The sequence below is a fragment of the Desulforhopalus glucosivorans genome (assembly GCF_054397165.1).
The window spans coordinates 5477902-5494694 of the sequence record NZ_AP044854.1 but is presented as its reverse complement, the minus strand read 5'-3'; the positions used below and the strand labels follow the sequence as shown (position 1 = coordinate 5494694).

The window sequence follows — 16793 nt, the reverse complement described above, 5'->3', positions numbered from 1 at the left end:
ATGAAAATTCTTGTAACTGACGGTGACAACCGACCCGCCCTCGCTATAACTCGATCATTAGGACGTAAAGGACACAGGGTATACGTTGTTGCTTCTGGTGCAAAATGTCTTGCTTCATGTTCTCGTTTCTGTGCAGGTGGTTTCAGTGTGCCCAACCCCTTGAAAGATGGAGGTGCTTACACATCCTCAATACTTGAGCTTACTAATAGAGAAAGTATAGATGTTATTTTTCCGACAAGTGAGCAATCTATTTATTTACTAAACCAACTTCGTGGTATTTTACCTAATAAGACCCTGCTTGCATGTCCCTCTCAGGAGATGATGCAGGCAGTTTCAAACAAATCGGAGCTTTTCAGATTGGCAGAAGGGCTTCAGGTGGCGATACCAGCAACATTTTATTTAAACGGGAGTGATGAGCTTGCAGCAATTATTCATAATATCGATAGCTATCCTGTTGTTGTAAAGCCAGCCCTTTCAAGAATACCAACGGTGGAGGGGTTTCTTTCCGCCGGAGTCAGGTATGCTGCAAGTAGGGATGAGCTGGAAAATCTTTACGCGACATGCCCAGTATTGCGTTATCCTTCCATGATTCAAGAGAAGATTGTTGGTGATGGAACTGGTCTTTTTAGCCTCTACGATAAAAACCAGCACATCGCACTGTTTTCTCATAAACGCTTGCGCGAAAAGCCCCCTTCAGGTGGTGTTAGTATCCTCTCTGAAAGCATACCACTTGATGAAGAAATGATTGAATCTGCCGGTCGTTTGCTCTCCGCTGTTAATTTTACAGGTGTTGCAATGGTCGAATTCAAACGAGACCAACGTGATGGCAAGCCCAAGCTGATGGAGATTAATGGGCGATTTTGGGGCTCTTTACAATTAGCTATTTCGTGTGGAATTGACTTTCCTTCGCTATACCTCGATTATCTGATGGGGTCTGTGCCTTTGAAACCCAACAGAAGTTATAAGGTGGGTCATAAAATGAAATGGTTTTTTGGAAATCTCGATTATTTAATTATTCGCCTAAAAAACAAAAGTGTTGAGTTGAACCTCCCCCCAGGCGCCCCATCTAAATGGCAGGCTCTGGCGAATTTTGCAAAAATAAAAGAGCAGAACACCTCTTTTGATGTTGCCAGTTTCAGGGACATGAAACCCCTGATCCATGAAAGTGCAATTTATTTAAAATCGCTGTGGGGTAGATAATGATCAGGGTGCTGCATACTATTGACACCACAGGTCCTGGTGGGGCTGAGACAGTTTTTATTAATTTGGTAAAGGGACTAGACCCAGAAGAGTTCGAATCGGTTGTCGCAATTCGGGGTCCTGGTTGGGTTCAGGATTCCCTAAAAGAAAAAGGTATTGAACCACTTTTTATCCAATCACGTGGTGGTTTTAATTTCAAATATTTAATAGAATTGGTACGTATTGTTCGCCAGCATAAAATAGATGTTATTCAGTCTCATCTGTTTGGTTCAAATGTGTACTGTAGCATGGTTGGGTTGATCTGCCAGATTCCTATTATATCAACAATTCATGGTTTTGTTGATACTAAAGACAAAGAACGGCTTATGTGGTTGAAGACAAAACTTATTAATTGGGGGTCGAAAAAAATTGTTTTCGTTTCGGACCGATTGCGCGAACACTATGTCAATAAAAAGGGTTTTTCTACTGGAAAATCGATAACAATCTACAATGGGGTGGATACTTCAGAATTTTATCCACAAAAAGATGATTGTATAAGAAAAGAATTAGGGTTTGGCCCGGAGCATGTTGTCATTGGTGCCGTAGGAAACATTCGTCCAGCAAAGGGATACTATATTTTTCTAAAAGCTGCTCAACTGATTTATAAACAGCACCCTGAATGTCGCTTTATTGTGGCTGGGCAGGGCACTGGAAAGTTATATGATGATTTATTAGAATTGCGCACAAAATTAGGACTAAATAAAGTGTTTCAATTCATTGGTTTCCAAAATGATGCAAGTAAAGTTTTCAATAACTTTGATATTTTTGTTTTGCCATCTGTTTCAGAAGGATTTTCTATATCAACGATAGAAGCGATGGCTTGTGGATTGCCCGTAATTGTGACAAAGAGTGGTGGTCCAGAAGAAATTGTAGAACACGATTTCAATGGACTAACTGTTGAGTGCTCAGACCGTGCTATATCGAGGGCAATTGACCGTCTTTTCGTCGAAAAAGAGCTTAGTTCTTGGATTGTTAAACATTCAGTTGAGAGCGTTAGTAGGAATTATTGTATTAATAGTATTTTCAGATCTTATCAAGCCCTATATAGGTAAGTCTGGCACTCTTGGATTAAGTGTATTTGTAGGTTCCCTACCATTAAGGACATGTTAGTGAGGTCTGAAATTGGTTGAAAGAAGTGAAAACCAATACTCTTGTATAATAAATAGAGAGTGGAGGTGTTATCATGAAAAGAATTCCACATGGAAGATACTTCATAGAGTTTCGCTTAGAAGCTGTAGAACACGTAATTGGACAAGAGCTATCTACCCCGAAGCGTCAATGCGTTTGGATGTCCCCCCAATCAACCCTCAACTAGTGAGTTGAATCCAACAAGGAAGGAGACTTTGGAAACATAGGACAAAATCAACGTGAACTGAGCAGGTTAAACTGGAGATTTCCAAGTTAAGACGTAAACTCGCTAAAGTGAAAATGGAGCGAGATACCCTAAAAAATGCCGTTGCTTTTTTTTAGCGAAGGAGTCGATATTAGATACGCAACAATAGATGAACTGTGCATCCTATATTCCGTAGCAGACCTTTGTCAACTATTGAAAGTGTCAGAGTGCTGCTACTGCAGTTGGCGATGTTGATCACCTTCTCAGTGTAAATGTGATTATTCAAAACTGAAATTCGTGATTAGTGTTGCGCATAAAAGAACTAGGAGAACAGGTGGTCCTGAGGGATTGCAGCAAGATATGGCTGAACAAGCAAGGGTGCTGATTGGAATCCATAGAATTAAACGCTTCGTAAGGAACTGGATCTTCGATGTCGGCAGAAACGCAAATTTTGTGCACCCACGAACTCTAACCATTCTCTACCAGTAGCAAAAAACTTGGTTGGTCAGAAGTTTATTGCATAATCCGCCAATCTATTCTGGTTGACTGACATTACGTATGTCCCTACTAGAGAAAGTTGGTTCTAATTCGCAGCACACAAGGATCTCTTTAATAGTGAGATAGTAGACTATGTTCTCGATAAACGTATGACACCCTCTTGTCATGAAATCATTCTTCAGAGCAGTGGCAAAGAAGCATCCCCCTGCAGCCTTAGTTCACTACTCCGGTCGTGGTGGTCCATATTGTTCAAAGAAATACTGGATCCTGATATAACTGTTTAAAATGATAGCGTCTATGAGTCGTAAGGGTAATTGTTACGATAATGATCCAATAGAAATCTTTTTGGGAAGCTTAAAAAATGAGCTGATTTATCACCGTGATTATCAAACCAGAAAAAGAAGCAATTAGGGTCATTACAGAATATATCGAATTTTTCCATAACAGGTAAAGGACTCAGAAAAAGTTAGGATATTTTCACCCGCAGCTTACGAAAGAAAGTATTATGAAAATGTAAAGGTAGCGTAATGGTTTTGGTCTCCACTATTGGCGAATAACCTCACCTTTCAATCGAATAAAAAATTGAATTAGGATATTAGATTTTGAAAATCAAAAGTGTTTCATTTGTAATACCAACCTTAAATGAAGAGGAGAATATACTTAATATTCTTGAATCAATAAAAAACCAGAATCTAAACATTAATATTACTATATCTGATATAATTGTGGTTGATAATGGTTCTGTAGATCGTACTATATTTTTGGCTAAGTCGTGGGGAGCAAAAACTTTGACTTTTCCAGAGTTAACTATAGGCGATTTAAGGAATAGAGGTGCCGAGGTTGCCTCGGGCGAAATATTAATTTTTGCTGATGCTGATAATATTTTAGAAGAAAATGTTGTTAATGGAATTGTCTCCTTATTTGAAAATGAAGACATTGATGCTTTAGGACCAGATGGGTTGTTGCCATACGGTGAGGCCACTTGGGTACAAAAAACTTGGTATTTTCATACAACTTCTTGCACAGATATTAACCCTGTCCAATTTGTTGACAACTTAAGTAGCGGTTTTTTTGTTATAAAATCAAATGTTTTCAAAAATATGTCGGGCTTCAATGGAACTTTAACTATTGGGGAAGATTCTGAGTTTTCAAAAAGATTGATGCAGAGTGGTTTTAAACTAGCAAAATCAAAACAAATTATTCTTTATAATACAGGACACCCACGTAGCATAAAAAATTATTTTAAAAGAGAATTTTGGCATGGTGATTGTATTGAAGACTTGTTTAAACATAAAAACATCGATTTTTTAACTATATATTTCTTTAGTTTCTTTTTTATTTTAATAACTTTCACATATTCAATTTTTAGTGTTAAGCCTATTCTCATATTAGTTTGTGGGGCCGGTTTAATATTTGTACCTTTATTGAAGTCGTTCCAAAAAGAAAAAAAAATAAACACTAGTACATTGAAGCTGTTTACGCTTTATTTTATTTATTCATTGGCAAGAAGCTTGTCTTTATTTAAATTTAGGTAATCATAAATAGATTAATGTTGTTGATTTTGTGTAGAAAAACTTAACTTGAAGTACTTTAGAAAAGATTAAAGCAAGACTAAGAGCTGATAACTCACAGAAAAAACAGTGTTGAACTAAATGTTGACGCAATCGAATTGTAACAGATATAGCAGGTAAGACTATAGGGTAAAAAATGAATGCTAATCTAGCCAAATGCTTATTCAACTCGGGCGTAAATCGAAGAAACCCTTCTTTATGGAACGAGTATAAACAATTAAAGAATTCTGAATGGTTTACTAGAAACCAGCTAGAACAATTGCAGTTAGAAAAAGCAAAGTCGTTTCTAATATTCGTTGAAAAATATTCCCCTTATTACAAGGAAGTTTTTGAACGTTGTGGGTTTTCGGCCACAGCGTTTGACTCAATTAATAAATTGAAATTAATTCCTACAATTTCGAAAAGAGAATTAATTGGGCAGAACAAGGCTATACATACGGACTATCCTTTTAATAAAATCTTTATTGCTGAAACATCGGGTACTACCGGGAGCGCTCTGGAATTTCGTAAAAATGAAAGATGGGATTCTATTAATAGAGCCAGTATGATGAGGTCATACGACTGGTATGACGTTAATCCGTGGGACAGACATGGCTATTTTTGGGGATACAACACGGCGCCATCTCATGCAATTAAAGTTCAATTTCTCGATATGTTACAGAATAGATTTCGAATATTTAACTATAATAGAAAATCTGTTGAAAAATTTGCACTAAATCTTGTCTCAGCTAAATACGTTGCTGGTTATTCATCAATGATTTATGAGGTCGCGAAGATTGTTAATGAATTAAACATTGAAATTCCTCCGCTGCATCTTGTTAAAGGGACTTCAGAAATGATTTTAGATGTCTATCAAGCAGAATCGTTTAAAGCTTTTGGTAGAAAAATTACTAGCGAATATGGTGCAGCAGAATCTGGATTGATAGCATTTGAATGCCCTGAGGGAAATATGCACATCAATTTAGAAAATGTTATTGTTGAAATTGATGACGATGGCGGGATAATTGTAACTAACATTGCTTCGTATTCATACCCTGTGATCAGGTATAAATTAGGTGATGTTGTAACTTTGTCGGCAGAGGAATGTATTTGTGGTAGGGCACATCCCATAATTAAAGATATTATTGGCCGACAAGGTAGCTCTGTATATGGAGTATCCTGTACATATCCAGCGTTAACATTTTATTATGTGTTTAAAAATATTGCCATACATAAGGCTGTTCTACTAAATTATAAGGCGATTCAGCGCGATAGAGGCTTTGTAGACTTGTATGTCGAAGGTACCACGAATAAGAAACATGAAGCTATTCTAATGGCCGAATTGATCAAATACTTTGCGGAAGACATGATCTTTAATATTAGATACGTGGATGTATTTGATAAGGAAAGAAAGAAATCACAGTACTTTGAGAGCTTAGTAGAGCATGAGTAAGTCTCAAGTATAATACGCGTTATAGATTATATATGCATATTGAGTTTAAGCTCACAATATATATGATAGACACGTTTATGATTACACTTGAATCCTTTCAGTTGTAATAGGTACGGAAAACATAAATCAAATTTTAAGTTCCGCTGTTTAGTCTCAATATGCACAAGCCATTTTGAGAATGTTTTGTGCTCATCATCGAATTTAGATTTGTAAATACCCCTTTTTTAGTCCCACACTAATTTAGAAAATTCCGGCTGCTTAGCTTTCAAATATTCCACTGGAGTGAGGTTACCAAGCGACTCATGGGGCCTTTCCAGGTTATATTCATTCACCCAATTATCGGTGATTTCTTTTACTTCAGTGAGAGTATTAAACATGTAGAAATCCAGTATTTCATCTCTATACGTCCTATTGAATCTCTCTACATATGAATTTTGGGTGGGCTTTCCTTTTTCAATGAATTCTAGCGCAACTCCATTCTTCTCAGCCCATTCCGCCATAGTCAATGAGACCAGTTCAGGGCCGTTGTCGCATCTGATCTTCGCAGGATATGATAACGTATAATATTTTTCGCACATTTAGAATGAAGAGGTGGCCTCAACATGGTTAATTGGCAGTCGCCAAACAAACCATCAACCAGAGGAGAAGGCCACCATGAAAACGCATTATACAAAGAAGCTAGGCAATGTCATTGAGATTAACGAATCACAAATCCAGGACCATCTGGGAGAGTTGGTTCGAGGAACGGTAGAAGAGACATTAAATTCTATGCTTGATGCAGAGGCTGATAGCCTTTGCAATGCGGCCAGATATGAGCGAACGGTTGCAAGAACAGATACCAGAGCGGGCTATTATGAAAGAGATCTACATACAAAGGCTGGAGAAGTAAAGCTGAAGGTACCCAAGCTACGCCAACAAAAATTTGAGACAGCAATAATTGAGCGTTACAGACGTCGCGAATCTTCGGTTGAAGAAGCTTTGGTGGAGATGTATTTAGCTGGAGTTTCCGTACGAAGAGTCGAAGACATAACGGAGGCTTTGTGGGGCACCAAGGTAAGCCCAGGAACTGTGTCCAATCTCAATAAAAAGATTTATGCGCGTATTGAGACATGGAGAACACGGCCAATAAAAGGTGAACATCCGTACGTATATCTGGATGGAATCGTCCTCAAACGATGTTGGGCAGGTGAAATAAGAAATGTTTCTGTTCTCGTGGCGGTTGGAGTATCGACAAATGGCCACCGTGAAATACTTTGAGTTGCCGAAGGTGCCAAAGAAGACAAGGCTGGCTGGTCGGGATTTCTCAAATATCTCAAAGGACGAGGTTTGAAAGGGGTGAAGTTGATAACCAGCGACGCATGTATCGGTCTTGTTGAATCCCTTGGGGACTTCTATCCAGACTCAATATGGCAGCGATGCACGGTTCATTTTTATCGCAACATTTTTAGAGTTGTTCCCAAAGCGAAGATGAAAGAAGTCACGATAATGCTCAAGGCAATTCACGCCTCAGAGGATCTTGACTCAGCATATGAAAAAGCTGCTTCGGTGGAGAGAAAATTAACAGCCATGAGGCTTCATCAGGCGGCTGATAAACTCAAGGAAGGAATTGCCGAGACGCTAAGTTACTATAGCTTCCCCAGCTCACACTGGAGAAGGATAAGGACCAATAATCCTCTTGAGCGAATAATGCGTGAAATTCGCCGAAGAACAAATGTAGTTGGGGCATTTCCCGACGGCAATTCTGCATTAATGCTTGTAGCAGCACGATTAAGACATATTGCGGGAACTAAATGGAGCAGCAAACGTTATCTCAATATGCAACTCCTCAAGGAATTAGAAGTAGTAAAACAGTTAGAGGTAGCTTGAGGAGCTCAGCAGTGCCAAAATGCAAGGTCAAGCCCTATGGGTGCTCGTAAACTCGCAACCTTGCATTTTGCCCCTTCGCTGAGCTGGACCTGGAATTGAAGAGGAAAAGGAATACATAGAAAAACAGGCTACTTTGAAAAACTAAATGTGCGAAAAATATTTGACACTACCTGGATATCCCCTCCAGGCAGCTAGTCGCTCAAGCACACGAATAATACGCATGGATGGTAAATTAAGATCAACTTCTATTCCAAGGGCTTCACGATTATAATCGTCTACGACATTGAAAGTTCTAAATGTTCGGCCATCAATAAGAGTATCACTCATAAAATCTATTGACCAACATTGGTTTGCTTGAGCAGGTACACAGAGAGGCTGAGGATTACGAGCTGGCAGCCTCTGCTTACCTTTGCGCCTAAAATTCAAACCCATCTTGCAATACACTCGATGGACCCGTTTGTGATTCCACTTTAAACCTTTTCGCCGTATCATTTGATACAATTTGGGGAAACCGTAACGAGGGTATTTTTCAACAAGCTCACTCAAAGTTACTATTACTTCATTGTCACGATTGAGGTCTGGCTGATATTGATACACTGAACGACTCAACCCTAGAAGCCGACAACTAGCACGAACACTCATTGATCTTGTTTCTCTCAGATAATCGATCAAAGTTCTTTTTCGTGCCGGTTTTATAGCTTTTTTCCCAGAATATCCTTTAGTGCTTCGTTCTCTAGAGACAAGTGGGCGTACATTTGTTTTAACCGGCGATTCTCAGCCTCAAGGTCTTTAAGCTTCTTAACGTCGGAAGCCTCCATCCCACCGTACTTGGCTTTCCAATTGTAATAAGTGGCATTACTCACGCCGCACTCCCGGCAGACATCCTGGATTGATCGACCACTTTCAACTTGTTTTAGAACGTTAATTATCTGATGTTCAGAAAAACGTTTCTTCCGCATAATGTCCTCCCTAATTATGGAACTATTATTACGGAATTTTCTAATTTGTGCCGGTACTATTATACGGGATAGTTACACCCCATACACAAATTTCATTTCACCTACTTAGCCTACCGGTGATAAACTTATCAAGACTCTGCCTTACAATTCCCTCAGGATACTTATGTAAATTTTTAAGGAAAAAGAGTCTGTTTTGGATTTTATTTTCGATCAACCGCCACCTTACTTGTCGGTCATATTTAGAGCTATTAAAACTAACAAGATCCTTATCAACTGATTTCAATTTTAGAGCAGGATGGTCACATAGCTTATGATATTTTTTGAGTAAGGTGTTGGCATCTTCTCCTTCTAGCAATTCGGGCATATAACAATTATTAATACGCACTGGAATAATCGATAGATCCTCAACATCATCACCATTCAAAGTGATAACTAAAATCATTGATTCTCTGAGGCGTTTCTGCCAGAAATCAAAGACAAAGTTCCCTAAGCTGTAAGCAATAACCCCTCCATTGTATCTCTCAATTCCTTGAATGATATGAGGATGATGTCCGATAATAATTTTGGCCCCTGCATTTATAAAATCATGGGCAATTGAAACCTGAGTAGGTGAAGGGAAGTCGACAAATTCGTCACCCCAATGTAGAGAAAGTATGAGATAATCGCAACCACTCTTATATTTCTCTATATCCGCCAAAATAACTTCTTTTGACCCCGCTGAATACAAAACAGGTTTATTATACTTTTCCGGCCTCATTGAATAGCCAATGAAACAAAACATTTTCCCATATATTTCTTGGTAATTGGCAATAATTTCCCCTTTTTTACTTAATAATCCAACAGGAGATATATTCAGTGAAGCCAGCACAGACACTGTATCCTTAAAAGCCTCCGGTCCATGCTGCATCATATGATTATTAGCAACTGACAAAAAGTTTAGGCCACTGGCAGAAAGTAGTTCTGCCATAGCGGCAGTACCGCGCATCTGAGCTGAAATGAGATCATTCGGACGATAATTTATATCAGAGATAACAGTTTCAAGATTTCCAAAGCAGACATCAGCCTCTTTGAATATACTTATTACACCATCATTAAATCCAAAATTTTTATTTTCTTCGAAAAGACTCCTTACACCAAAACCAAGAGTTATTGGAAAATCTCCAAGCGAAATATCACCAACAGCTGCAAACTTGATCCTTTCATTCATGCAATTCCTATTCTTAAACATTTATAAGACAATAGAGGTTTTCGAAAGTAGCCATCCTGAGCAAAATTTCAAATATCCCTGAAATTATTTTTTTTGGTTGTTCAGCTTTTCGCTGTTAAGGACAGTTAGCCATTTTCAGTGTATAGATGTGGTCAACTAAAAATAGATGTTTTCTTAGGCGCGATTTCGAGATACTATAAAAAATAATCAGCCATCCCTACGGAGGATGGCTGTGAGGAAATTAAGCTAAGCCAAGTGATAACCACGGCCGCCTGTTGGTCTAAGGACTGGGATTATTGCTTACATGACCTGTCGAAAGGTTTATCATCTCATGAAGACAATATGAATTAATTAGGCTGTACCATTTGGAAGCCGACGGGTATATCAACGTCAGCAGGTGGATTCCCCCCATCTGTGTAACTTTCATTAACTATAATTTGTAAACCATTGTTGTTGACATTTCCCTCTGAATCTACAACATATAGATATGCATATTCGTAGCTGGCGAAAGCACCCTGATTAACGGTCACTGTAACAGAATTGTCTGACCATGCTGTTGGTATTTGAGGATTACAAGACGCGCCATAATCCCATGTTTCAGAAGTGCATAGTTCGACCCTTGCCAGCGTATTATCAATGTAAACATCGTCGATATACATGTAGTGAGTCTCACCGACGCCGGGCTGATCCATCATTGTGCCTAAAAGCACGATGTCGTAATCGAAGTCATAACCACTTTTCATAGATACAATATTAGGGTAGTCTTTGCGTTGCGTGTGGACCGCTGCATATACCCGCCCGTTTGCTGTGCCTGCTGGACTAGACGCTTTAGAATATAGTTGGTGTCTTTGCCAATTTGCGCTGCCGACATCGACAGATTCAAAACGGTAATCAGGATTGTACCCCTGTGATGCAGTAGGGTATATAAAACCAGAGCCAGAATTAAACAGGAAGTACCCATCTGAGATTCCAGAAACACCAGGTCCACTGTACCGCTCCCCATCTGCACCTATCCTTCCATTTTTGTACACTCTACCAGAGGTTGAAGCACCAACATGCCTGTTCATGTAGGAGTAATAAAGTTCTTTTACACCAGTAAAACTATGCGAAGCAGAGCGAAACTTCAACATGTCACTATCACCATAAGATGCTTCATTATAAATAGCTAAGCCCGACCCACCATAAGGCTGTGTTGAGGTGTAGAGAGGAGAATCGTATCTCATAGTCCAGTTAGGATCTACATCTAAACGACCTCCATCAGTTCCACCGTTGAAGTTATCCCACAATATCGGGGCAGCAGGAGATTTAGTTCCTAAGCTGCTACCAAATATTTTTATAGTTTGGCCCTCAGAAACTTTGCCACTGATGCTGCTTATCTCGGGTTCAGCAATTGCGTATGATGACAATAAGAACAAACTAATTGTAGGAACCAGAAAGAATGTATAAATATCTTTATCAAACATAAAAATTCTCCATTTAAGCTCTTCATTTTACATATTCTTATAATAGCATTTATATTACTATAAGAAAAATACAAAATCAAAAAGGTGATAATAATTGACGAGACAATATGCCAATTTTGGCAAATTTATTGTCCTTCATGAGTGAAAAAATGCAATACGAATGGGGTTGTAACCCCACTGATGGAGGTGATACCTGCCAGTAGTATTTCGTTGTAAAAAGCCAAATTATCTTACATATTATTCTAAATATAAAACAAGGCCCCTCGAAAATCTGCCACACCCCTTACTTTTCATTTTTGTTGGAAAGAGATGGACTTAGATACATTGCACAAATCGAGCCAGTCTGGTATTTTTTATTTAATATCACATCACCGATGTATAACGTTTAAATCATATTCGATTAAACTAGTTGATTGACAGTCCTTAGTTATCAGTCAAACAGACCATTTTTCGCCTATGTTATTACTAAATTGAAATCGAAGTACTTGACATACGAATCGGTAAGTTGATAGCTAATAACTATAATGTTGTTAAAAAAGTAGTTGAAGATTGTTCAGCTTCTTTTCGATTCAAGAAAAATATTCAGATAGTTTGCTGCCCGAGTTAGGTGAACCACTGTAAACCGTGTGATGCAAGATGTCTCTTCCAGAGTTAGCTTTTATGACTCATAATTTGCAAATGAATGAAGGTATGATAAGCACATTTTTGTACAGAAGGTCAGAATTAAATGTGATAATAAAAGAAATGGTGATTGTTCGATGAGGATATTGTTGCTAGCTTCAGGGGATCTCTGGGCCGGAGCTGAAGTAATGGTTTATCAACTTGTTTCTGGGCTTCATGCCACTGAAGAGGTCGAGCTTTGTGTTGTTCTTTTAAATGACGAAAGACTAGCAAAAGAACTCAAAACAATAGGAGTCAAAGTGCATGTTGTTGATGAGTCAAAGCTTTCTTTTATAGCAATAGTCAGCGCTTTAAAGAAACTAGTAACTGCTTTTTCTCCTGATATTATTCACTCTCACCGCTATAAAGAGAATTTATTGGCCTGGCTTATGGCAATGACAATGCGGAATATTAAGTTATTCTCAACTCAGCATGGTATGCCTGAGCTTTCAAAGGGGGATAAAAATAATATTCCAAAAAAAATTAAAATCTATCTTTCTTTTCAGGTGTTGTCACGCTTTTTTAATTGCACTGTAGCAGTTTCAGAGGAAATGCGGCAATGTTTAATCGATTCTTATGGTTTTGCAAGCGGGGGCATAAATACAATTTATAATGGTGTTTGCCTTCCCAAGAGCGTAATAAAAAATACCAGCAAGAGATTAACTATTGGTTCCGCTGGACGACTCTATCCTGTCAAAGGCTTTGAATTGCTGGTCGACATTGCGAAACTGTTAGCTGCCAAAACAGATGGAATTGATTTTGTCCTTGCCGGTGACGGGCCTGAGGACTCTATGCTTAAAGAAAAAGTCAGAAAGGCTGGGCTGCAAGACCGCTTTTTGTTTCTGGGTCACATAGATGATATGGATAGTTTTTACAAAAAACTTGATATTTATATCAGTACATCTGTCCATGAAGGCATTCCTATGAGTGTACTTGAGGCAATGTCGCATGGGCTGCCAGCTGTGGTACCAATGGTAGGCGGTTTTCCTGAGATTGTTCAAGACGGTATCAGTGGTTATCTAATCAGTAAAAGAGATCCAGAAGAATTTGCCGCACGATGTCTCATGCTATTAGCCTGTGCCGAAGATCGGGAGCAAATCGCAGGGGCAGCTAGGCAGCGGGTTATTGATTGCTTTTCAAGGGAGGCTATGGTCACACAGTACTACAATCTTTACCGTAAAGTGTTAAATTGATATATGATATTGAGATTAAAATCAAACTTGAGGTTTAAATTGATATCCCATATCTAAACAATACCGAAATAAAAACATTTATTTTCGTAATTTGATTAATTAATTAAGGTTTCGCTATGCTATTATTTTTCTGGTTATCCTTTTTTGGTCTCTTCTGGGCATATTTTGGATACCCCATTTCTTTATACTTTATAAAACTGTTGCGGCGAAAAACTGTGCAAAAAGGTCCATGTTTTGCTTCGGTAACACTAATAATCACAGCATTCAATGAAGAAAAACGAATTCACGAGAAATTGGAAAATTCTTTGGAATTGGAATATTCAAAGGATAAATTGCAGATTCTCGTTGCCTCCGACGGTTCCAATGATGCAACAGATCAAATTGTCCAGTCTTATGCAGATAAGGGAATCGAACTATTAAAAGTAGTCAACCGAGGTGGTAAAGAAAATGCGCAGAAAGAAGCGTTAGATTTGGCACGGGGGGATGTGATTGTATTTTCTGATGTAGCGACTATTTTGGATCCTCACGGATTAAAAGAGATTGTTGCTAACTTTGCCGATCCATCTGTCGGTTGTGTGAGTAGTGAGGATCGATTGATTGGACAGAATGGCAACCCTGGAGGAGAAGGTTTTTATGTTCGTTATGAGATGTGGTTAAGGCGTCTAGAATCTGAAGTGAACTCGCTGGTTGGTTTGAGCGGTTCTTTTTTTGCCGCACGGCGCGAAGTTTGCCAAGACTTTTCAGGGGATGTGCAGAGTGATTTTCGCACCTTGCTAAACAGTAAGAAACTCGGGTTGCGGGGAGTGAGCGACCCAAGAGCCATTGGTTACTATTTGGACATAGCAGATGAAACGCGGGAGTTTGAGAGAAAGACCAGAACTGTGTTGAGAGGAATGACAGTTTTCTTTAAGCACCTCGAATTTTTAAACATTTTCAAATATGGACTTTTTTCATACCAATTCTTTTGTCATAAATTGATGCGGTGGATGGTTCCAGTTTTTCTGGTAGGACTATTGGTAAATAATTTGCTGCTCGCATTTTCCTCGATGCTCTTTTCTGCTTTATTGATTGGACAAGCTATATTTTATGGTCTTGCGATTTTTGGCTGTATCGAGCAGTCATTGAAAGGAGTGAAGAAAATTCCTATGTTCTTTTTGGTTGTAAATATGGCAATTGCAGTTGCCTGGTGCCAATATCTTTCTGGTAAACGGGTGGTTCTTTGGACCCCTTCTGAAAGATGATTGCTTCTCATCTTTGATAAGCAGTGTCATAAACTGGAGAAACAATATACCAAATATTTTGAGGTGATAAGTGGTTCTTCCGGATTAGGCCTACTTCTCGGCATCAACCAGTACCGCAAGCCTGAGGAGGCAATGAAACCACAAGCTGTTTTAGGTAGATTTGATCGCTTCAAAAATTTGCTTCCCTTTCCCTCCCTTTGAAAAAGAAAGGGAAAGGGAAGCAAAACGAAAAGTATTCCACCTAAAAAAAGCGCTCATTACAGAATGTAATATCTTTTGAACCTTATAAAATTTAGGCTTCATATCATAAGTACGCTTAGTCCGGAAGAACCTGATAAATACACCTGGGGGGGCTAAGCATACTCACGGCCAGTTCGCCCTTGTCAATAATGAGATCCAGGACTCGGTAAAGGCAACCTTGGTTTACCGGATTAAAGATCTTGTTGAAAAAGCCTTCGACAATCTGGAAGTTCGATACAATATGAGCCGAGAGCGGAAGTCTGATTGGAGCAGAGTCTGGATGGGAAACTCTTCATACAGTTCGTGACTCTATCTATCCCTTATTGTAAAACACAAACCATTCAAGAATCATACCATGCCGCGGGGGGATAACTTGAAAATTATTGAGTGTTTTGAACTATCGAAACAGTAAAACGACCGATAGAGCTCTACACTAAATTGGGCACCACACCACCAGCCTCATTGCAATAACATGGAAATCCAGATTCAAAGGCTCATCCTGTTCCTACAAATGGTTATGTGAGTAGCATAAGCTTAAACTATACCGATCAGCAAGACACGGTCACTGACAACATGAACAAAGTGCAGTGTAGTCATAAAGTTCATTATGACTATGCTACCAAAATCGAAATCCAAGAAACCCTAGTGTGCTTGTCTTATTTTTTAGCGTTGCACCTGCTGACAATTAGCCCACCAAGTCCAACACTTAGCAGTAGCAATGTACTCGGCTCAGGAATAGGTGCCGATGGTTCGATGGGATTCAAATTCATATGCATAAATATACTCCGGTCTCGATTGTCCCACATTCTTATACCGATAGACCCCTCTGGAGATATACCATCAAATAGTAAGTTTTCACTATCAATCAGATCAAACCAGCTAGTGTCAGCCCAATACATACTACTATCAGCAAATCCCATATTGCCCTCTAACGAGTGAATCCTAGTTTGATCGAAACCTGAGTAGTCCTCAAAAAATACAAGCATAAAAATATCGACAAATTTATTTATCAATGTTCGATTGCCAATGCTTAGGTTGAACTCATCTACTACTATGTCAACAGGCCCTATATCAGAGAGAGCCTGTCCTTTAAGGCTACCTGAAAAACTTGCCCCTTGATCAATACCAAGAAAATCAAGAAAATCATCAACGTCATGATCACTAGCCCCTAGACTCGGGGTGACCTCCACAGTGCCCATGAAATCCATAGAGAAATCTATAGAATAGCCATACGCTGTGTTGCATAATAATTGTAAATAAACAAAGAAGCACAAACAAAGAGACTGTATCATTCTTTTCATGGAAAGCGACCCTCCTGCGAATACACTTAATTTTCAATTTTTATTAATTGAGTTTCATTAGAAAAAAATCATTGCAAAAAAAGCACCACATAGAGTTAACATTTTATATTAGATTTTGGTTTTGACCATATCGAGTACTCAGAACTGTAAAGTTTATCGATGAGTAGTCATTCTTCGTGTTCAGCACTCTTGATCAATGTCTGACAATAAGTGACTTTCATCAAACGTAAATGTTCCATCTTTCTCACTGCCGGCTATATAGCCAAGAAATTTGCTAGGTTTTCTTAAAAAAATGGATACACTACTGAGCTGTAATTTTACATACACATCCTATACGATCTAAATACAAACCATTAAAAATCAATGGTCTCGGCCCAGTGAAAAGATTAGCAAAAAGACAGGACAATCATGCTAAAGAATACTCTGTTTCCTTGAGATGTACAGCCAGGTTTCTTGATTTATCCATTTAACCGTTACAACATTACACTTTTCCGGAATTTTCCACAAACTACAGTATGCACCAAGTAAAATACCACAATCACTCTAAGGGGCACACAAATATTCGCTTTAAAACAACAATATATCCAATT

Annotated in this window: 9 protein-coding genes and 4 pseudogenes; 7 read left to right on the top strand and 6 right to left on the bottom strand. The window is 38.7% G+C overall.

What is annotated here, in order from left to right; all coding sequences use genetic code 11:
- From ACX6CI_RS23375 to ACX6CI_RS23360, 4 genes are all read left to right on the top strand, one after another.
- On the top strand, nucleotides 1-1200 hold the full coding sequence (locus tag ACX6CI_RS23375) for a carboxylate--amine ligase (protein ID WP_458776057.1): 1200 nt from the start codon (nucleotides 1-3) through the stop codon (nucleotides 1198-1200).
- Complete coding sequence (locus tag ACX6CI_RS23370) at nucleotides 1200-2291, top strand: glycosyltransferase family 4 protein (protein WP_458776056.1); 1092 nt, start codon at nucleotides 1200-1202, stop codon at nucleotides 2289-2291. The genes ACX6CI_RS23375 and ACX6CI_RS23370 overlap by 1 nt, the downstream gene beginning before the upstream one ends.
- Before the next feature lie 1381 nt (nucleotides 2292-3672).
- Nucleotides 3673-4605: a glycosyltransferase family 2 protein gene (locus ACX6CI_RS23365; protein ID WP_458776055.1), complete on the top strand. Its 933-nt coding sequence runs from the start codon at nucleotides 3673-3675 to the stop codon at nucleotides 4603-4605.
- Nucleotides 4606-4777: 172 nt separating this feature from the next.
- Nucleotides 4778-6073, top strand: coding sequence for a phenylacetate--CoA ligase family protein (locus ACX6CI_RS23360; protein WP_458776054.1), 1296 nt, complete (start codon nucleotides 4778-4780; stop codon nucleotides 6071-6073).
- Between the two features lie 29 nt (nucleotides 6074-6102).
- On the opposite strand, the pseudogene ACX6CI_RS23355 reads toward ACX6CI_RS23360, so the two are convergent.
- Both ACX6CI_RS23355 and ACX6CI_RS23350 read right to left on the bottom strand, forming a co-directional pair.
- Nucleotides 6103-6246, bottom strand: a pseudogene (locus ACX6CI_RS23355) (IS3 family transposase); the annotation flags it as partial.
- 51 nt (nucleotides 6247-6297) lie between these two features.
- A pseudogene (locus tag ACX6CI_RS23350) lies at nucleotides 6298-6621 on the bottom strand (transposase); the annotation flags it as partial.
- Nucleotides 6622-6727: 106 nt separating this feature from the next.
- Between ACX6CI_RS23350 and ACX6CI_RS23345 the strand changes: the two are divergent.
- Nucleotides 6728-7939, top strand: a pseudogene (locus tag ACX6CI_RS23345) (IS256 family transposase).
- A gap of 159 nt (nucleotides 7940-8098) precedes the next feature.
- Here ACX6CI_RS23345 and ACX6CI_RS23340 read toward each other — a convergent pair.
- The 3 genes and pseudogenes from ACX6CI_RS23340 to ACX6CI_RS23330 form a co-directional block, all read right to left on the bottom strand.
- A pseudogene (locus ACX6CI_RS23340) lies at nucleotides 8099-8898 on the bottom strand (IS3 family transposase); the annotation flags it as partial.
- Nucleotides 8899-8995: 97 nt separating this feature from the next.
- Entirely contained in the window at nucleotides 8996-10105 is a 1110-nt protein-coding gene (locus ACX6CI_RS23335) for a CapA family protein (protein ID WP_458776053.1), read from the bottom strand.
- Between the two features lie 347 nt (nucleotides 10106-10452).
- Nucleotides 10453-11568: a hypothetical protein gene (locus tag ACX6CI_RS23330; protein ID WP_458776052.1), complete on the bottom strand. Its 1116-nt coding sequence runs from the start codon at nucleotides 11566-11568 to the stop codon at nucleotides 10453-10455.
- 758 nt (nucleotides 11569-12326) lie between these two features.
- Here ACX6CI_RS23330 and ACX6CI_RS23325 point away from each other — a divergent pair.
- Both ACX6CI_RS23325 and ACX6CI_RS23320 read left to right on the top strand, forming a co-directional pair.
- Nucleotides 12327-13421: a glycosyltransferase gene (locus ACX6CI_RS23325; protein ID WP_458776051.1), complete on the top strand. Its 1095-nt coding sequence runs from the start codon at nucleotides 12327-12329 to the stop codon at nucleotides 13419-13421.
- A gap of 215 nt (nucleotides 13422-13636) precedes the next feature.
- Nucleotides 13637-14662 carry a glycosyltransferase family 2 protein gene (locus ACX6CI_RS23320; protein WP_458776050.1) on the top strand — a complete coding sequence of 342 codons (1026 nt, stop codon included), beginning with the start codon at nucleotides 13637-13639 and terminating at the stop codon, nucleotides 14660-14662.
- A gap of 896 nt (nucleotides 14663-15558) precedes the next feature.
- Here ACX6CI_RS23320 and ACX6CI_RS23315 read toward each other — a convergent pair.
- Complete coding sequence (locus tag ACX6CI_RS23315) at nucleotides 15559-16203, bottom strand: PEP-CTERM sorting domain-containing protein (protein ID WP_458776049.1); 645 nt, start codon at nucleotides 16201-16203, stop codon at nucleotides 15559-15561.
- Nucleotides 16204-16793: the final 590 nt, after the last annotated feature.

Excerpts from the sequence above, each read along its gene's own strand:
- ACX6CI_RS23375 (WP_458776057.1), top strand. The coding sequence starts at position 1 with ATGAAAATTCTTGTAACTGACGGTGACAACCGACCCGCCCTCGCTATA.
- ACX6CI_RS23370 (WP_458776056.1), top strand. The coding sequence starts at position 1,200 with ATGATCAGGGTGCTGCATACTATTGACACCACAGGTCCTGGTGGGGCT.
- ACX6CI_RS23360 (WP_458776054.1), top strand. The coding sequence starts at position 4,778 with ATGAATGCTAATCTAGCCAAATGCTTATTCAACTCGGGCGTAAATCGA.
- ACX6CI_RS23335 (WP_458776053.1), bottom strand. The coding sequence starts at position 10,105 with ATGAATGAAAGGATCAAGTTTGCAGCTGTTGGTGATATTTCGCTTGGA.
- ACX6CI_RS23330 (WP_458776052.1), bottom strand. The coding sequence starts at position 11,568 with ATGTTTGATAAAGATATTTATACATTCTTTCTGGTTCCTACAATTAGT.
- ACX6CI_RS23325 (WP_458776051.1), top strand. The coding sequence starts at position 12,327 with ATGAGGATATTGTTGCTAGCTTCAGGGGATCTCTGGGCCGGAGCTGAA.
- ACX6CI_RS23315 (WP_458776049.1), bottom strand. The coding sequence starts at position 16,203 with ATGAAAAGAATGATACAGTCTCTTTGTTTGTGCTTCTTTGTTTATTTA.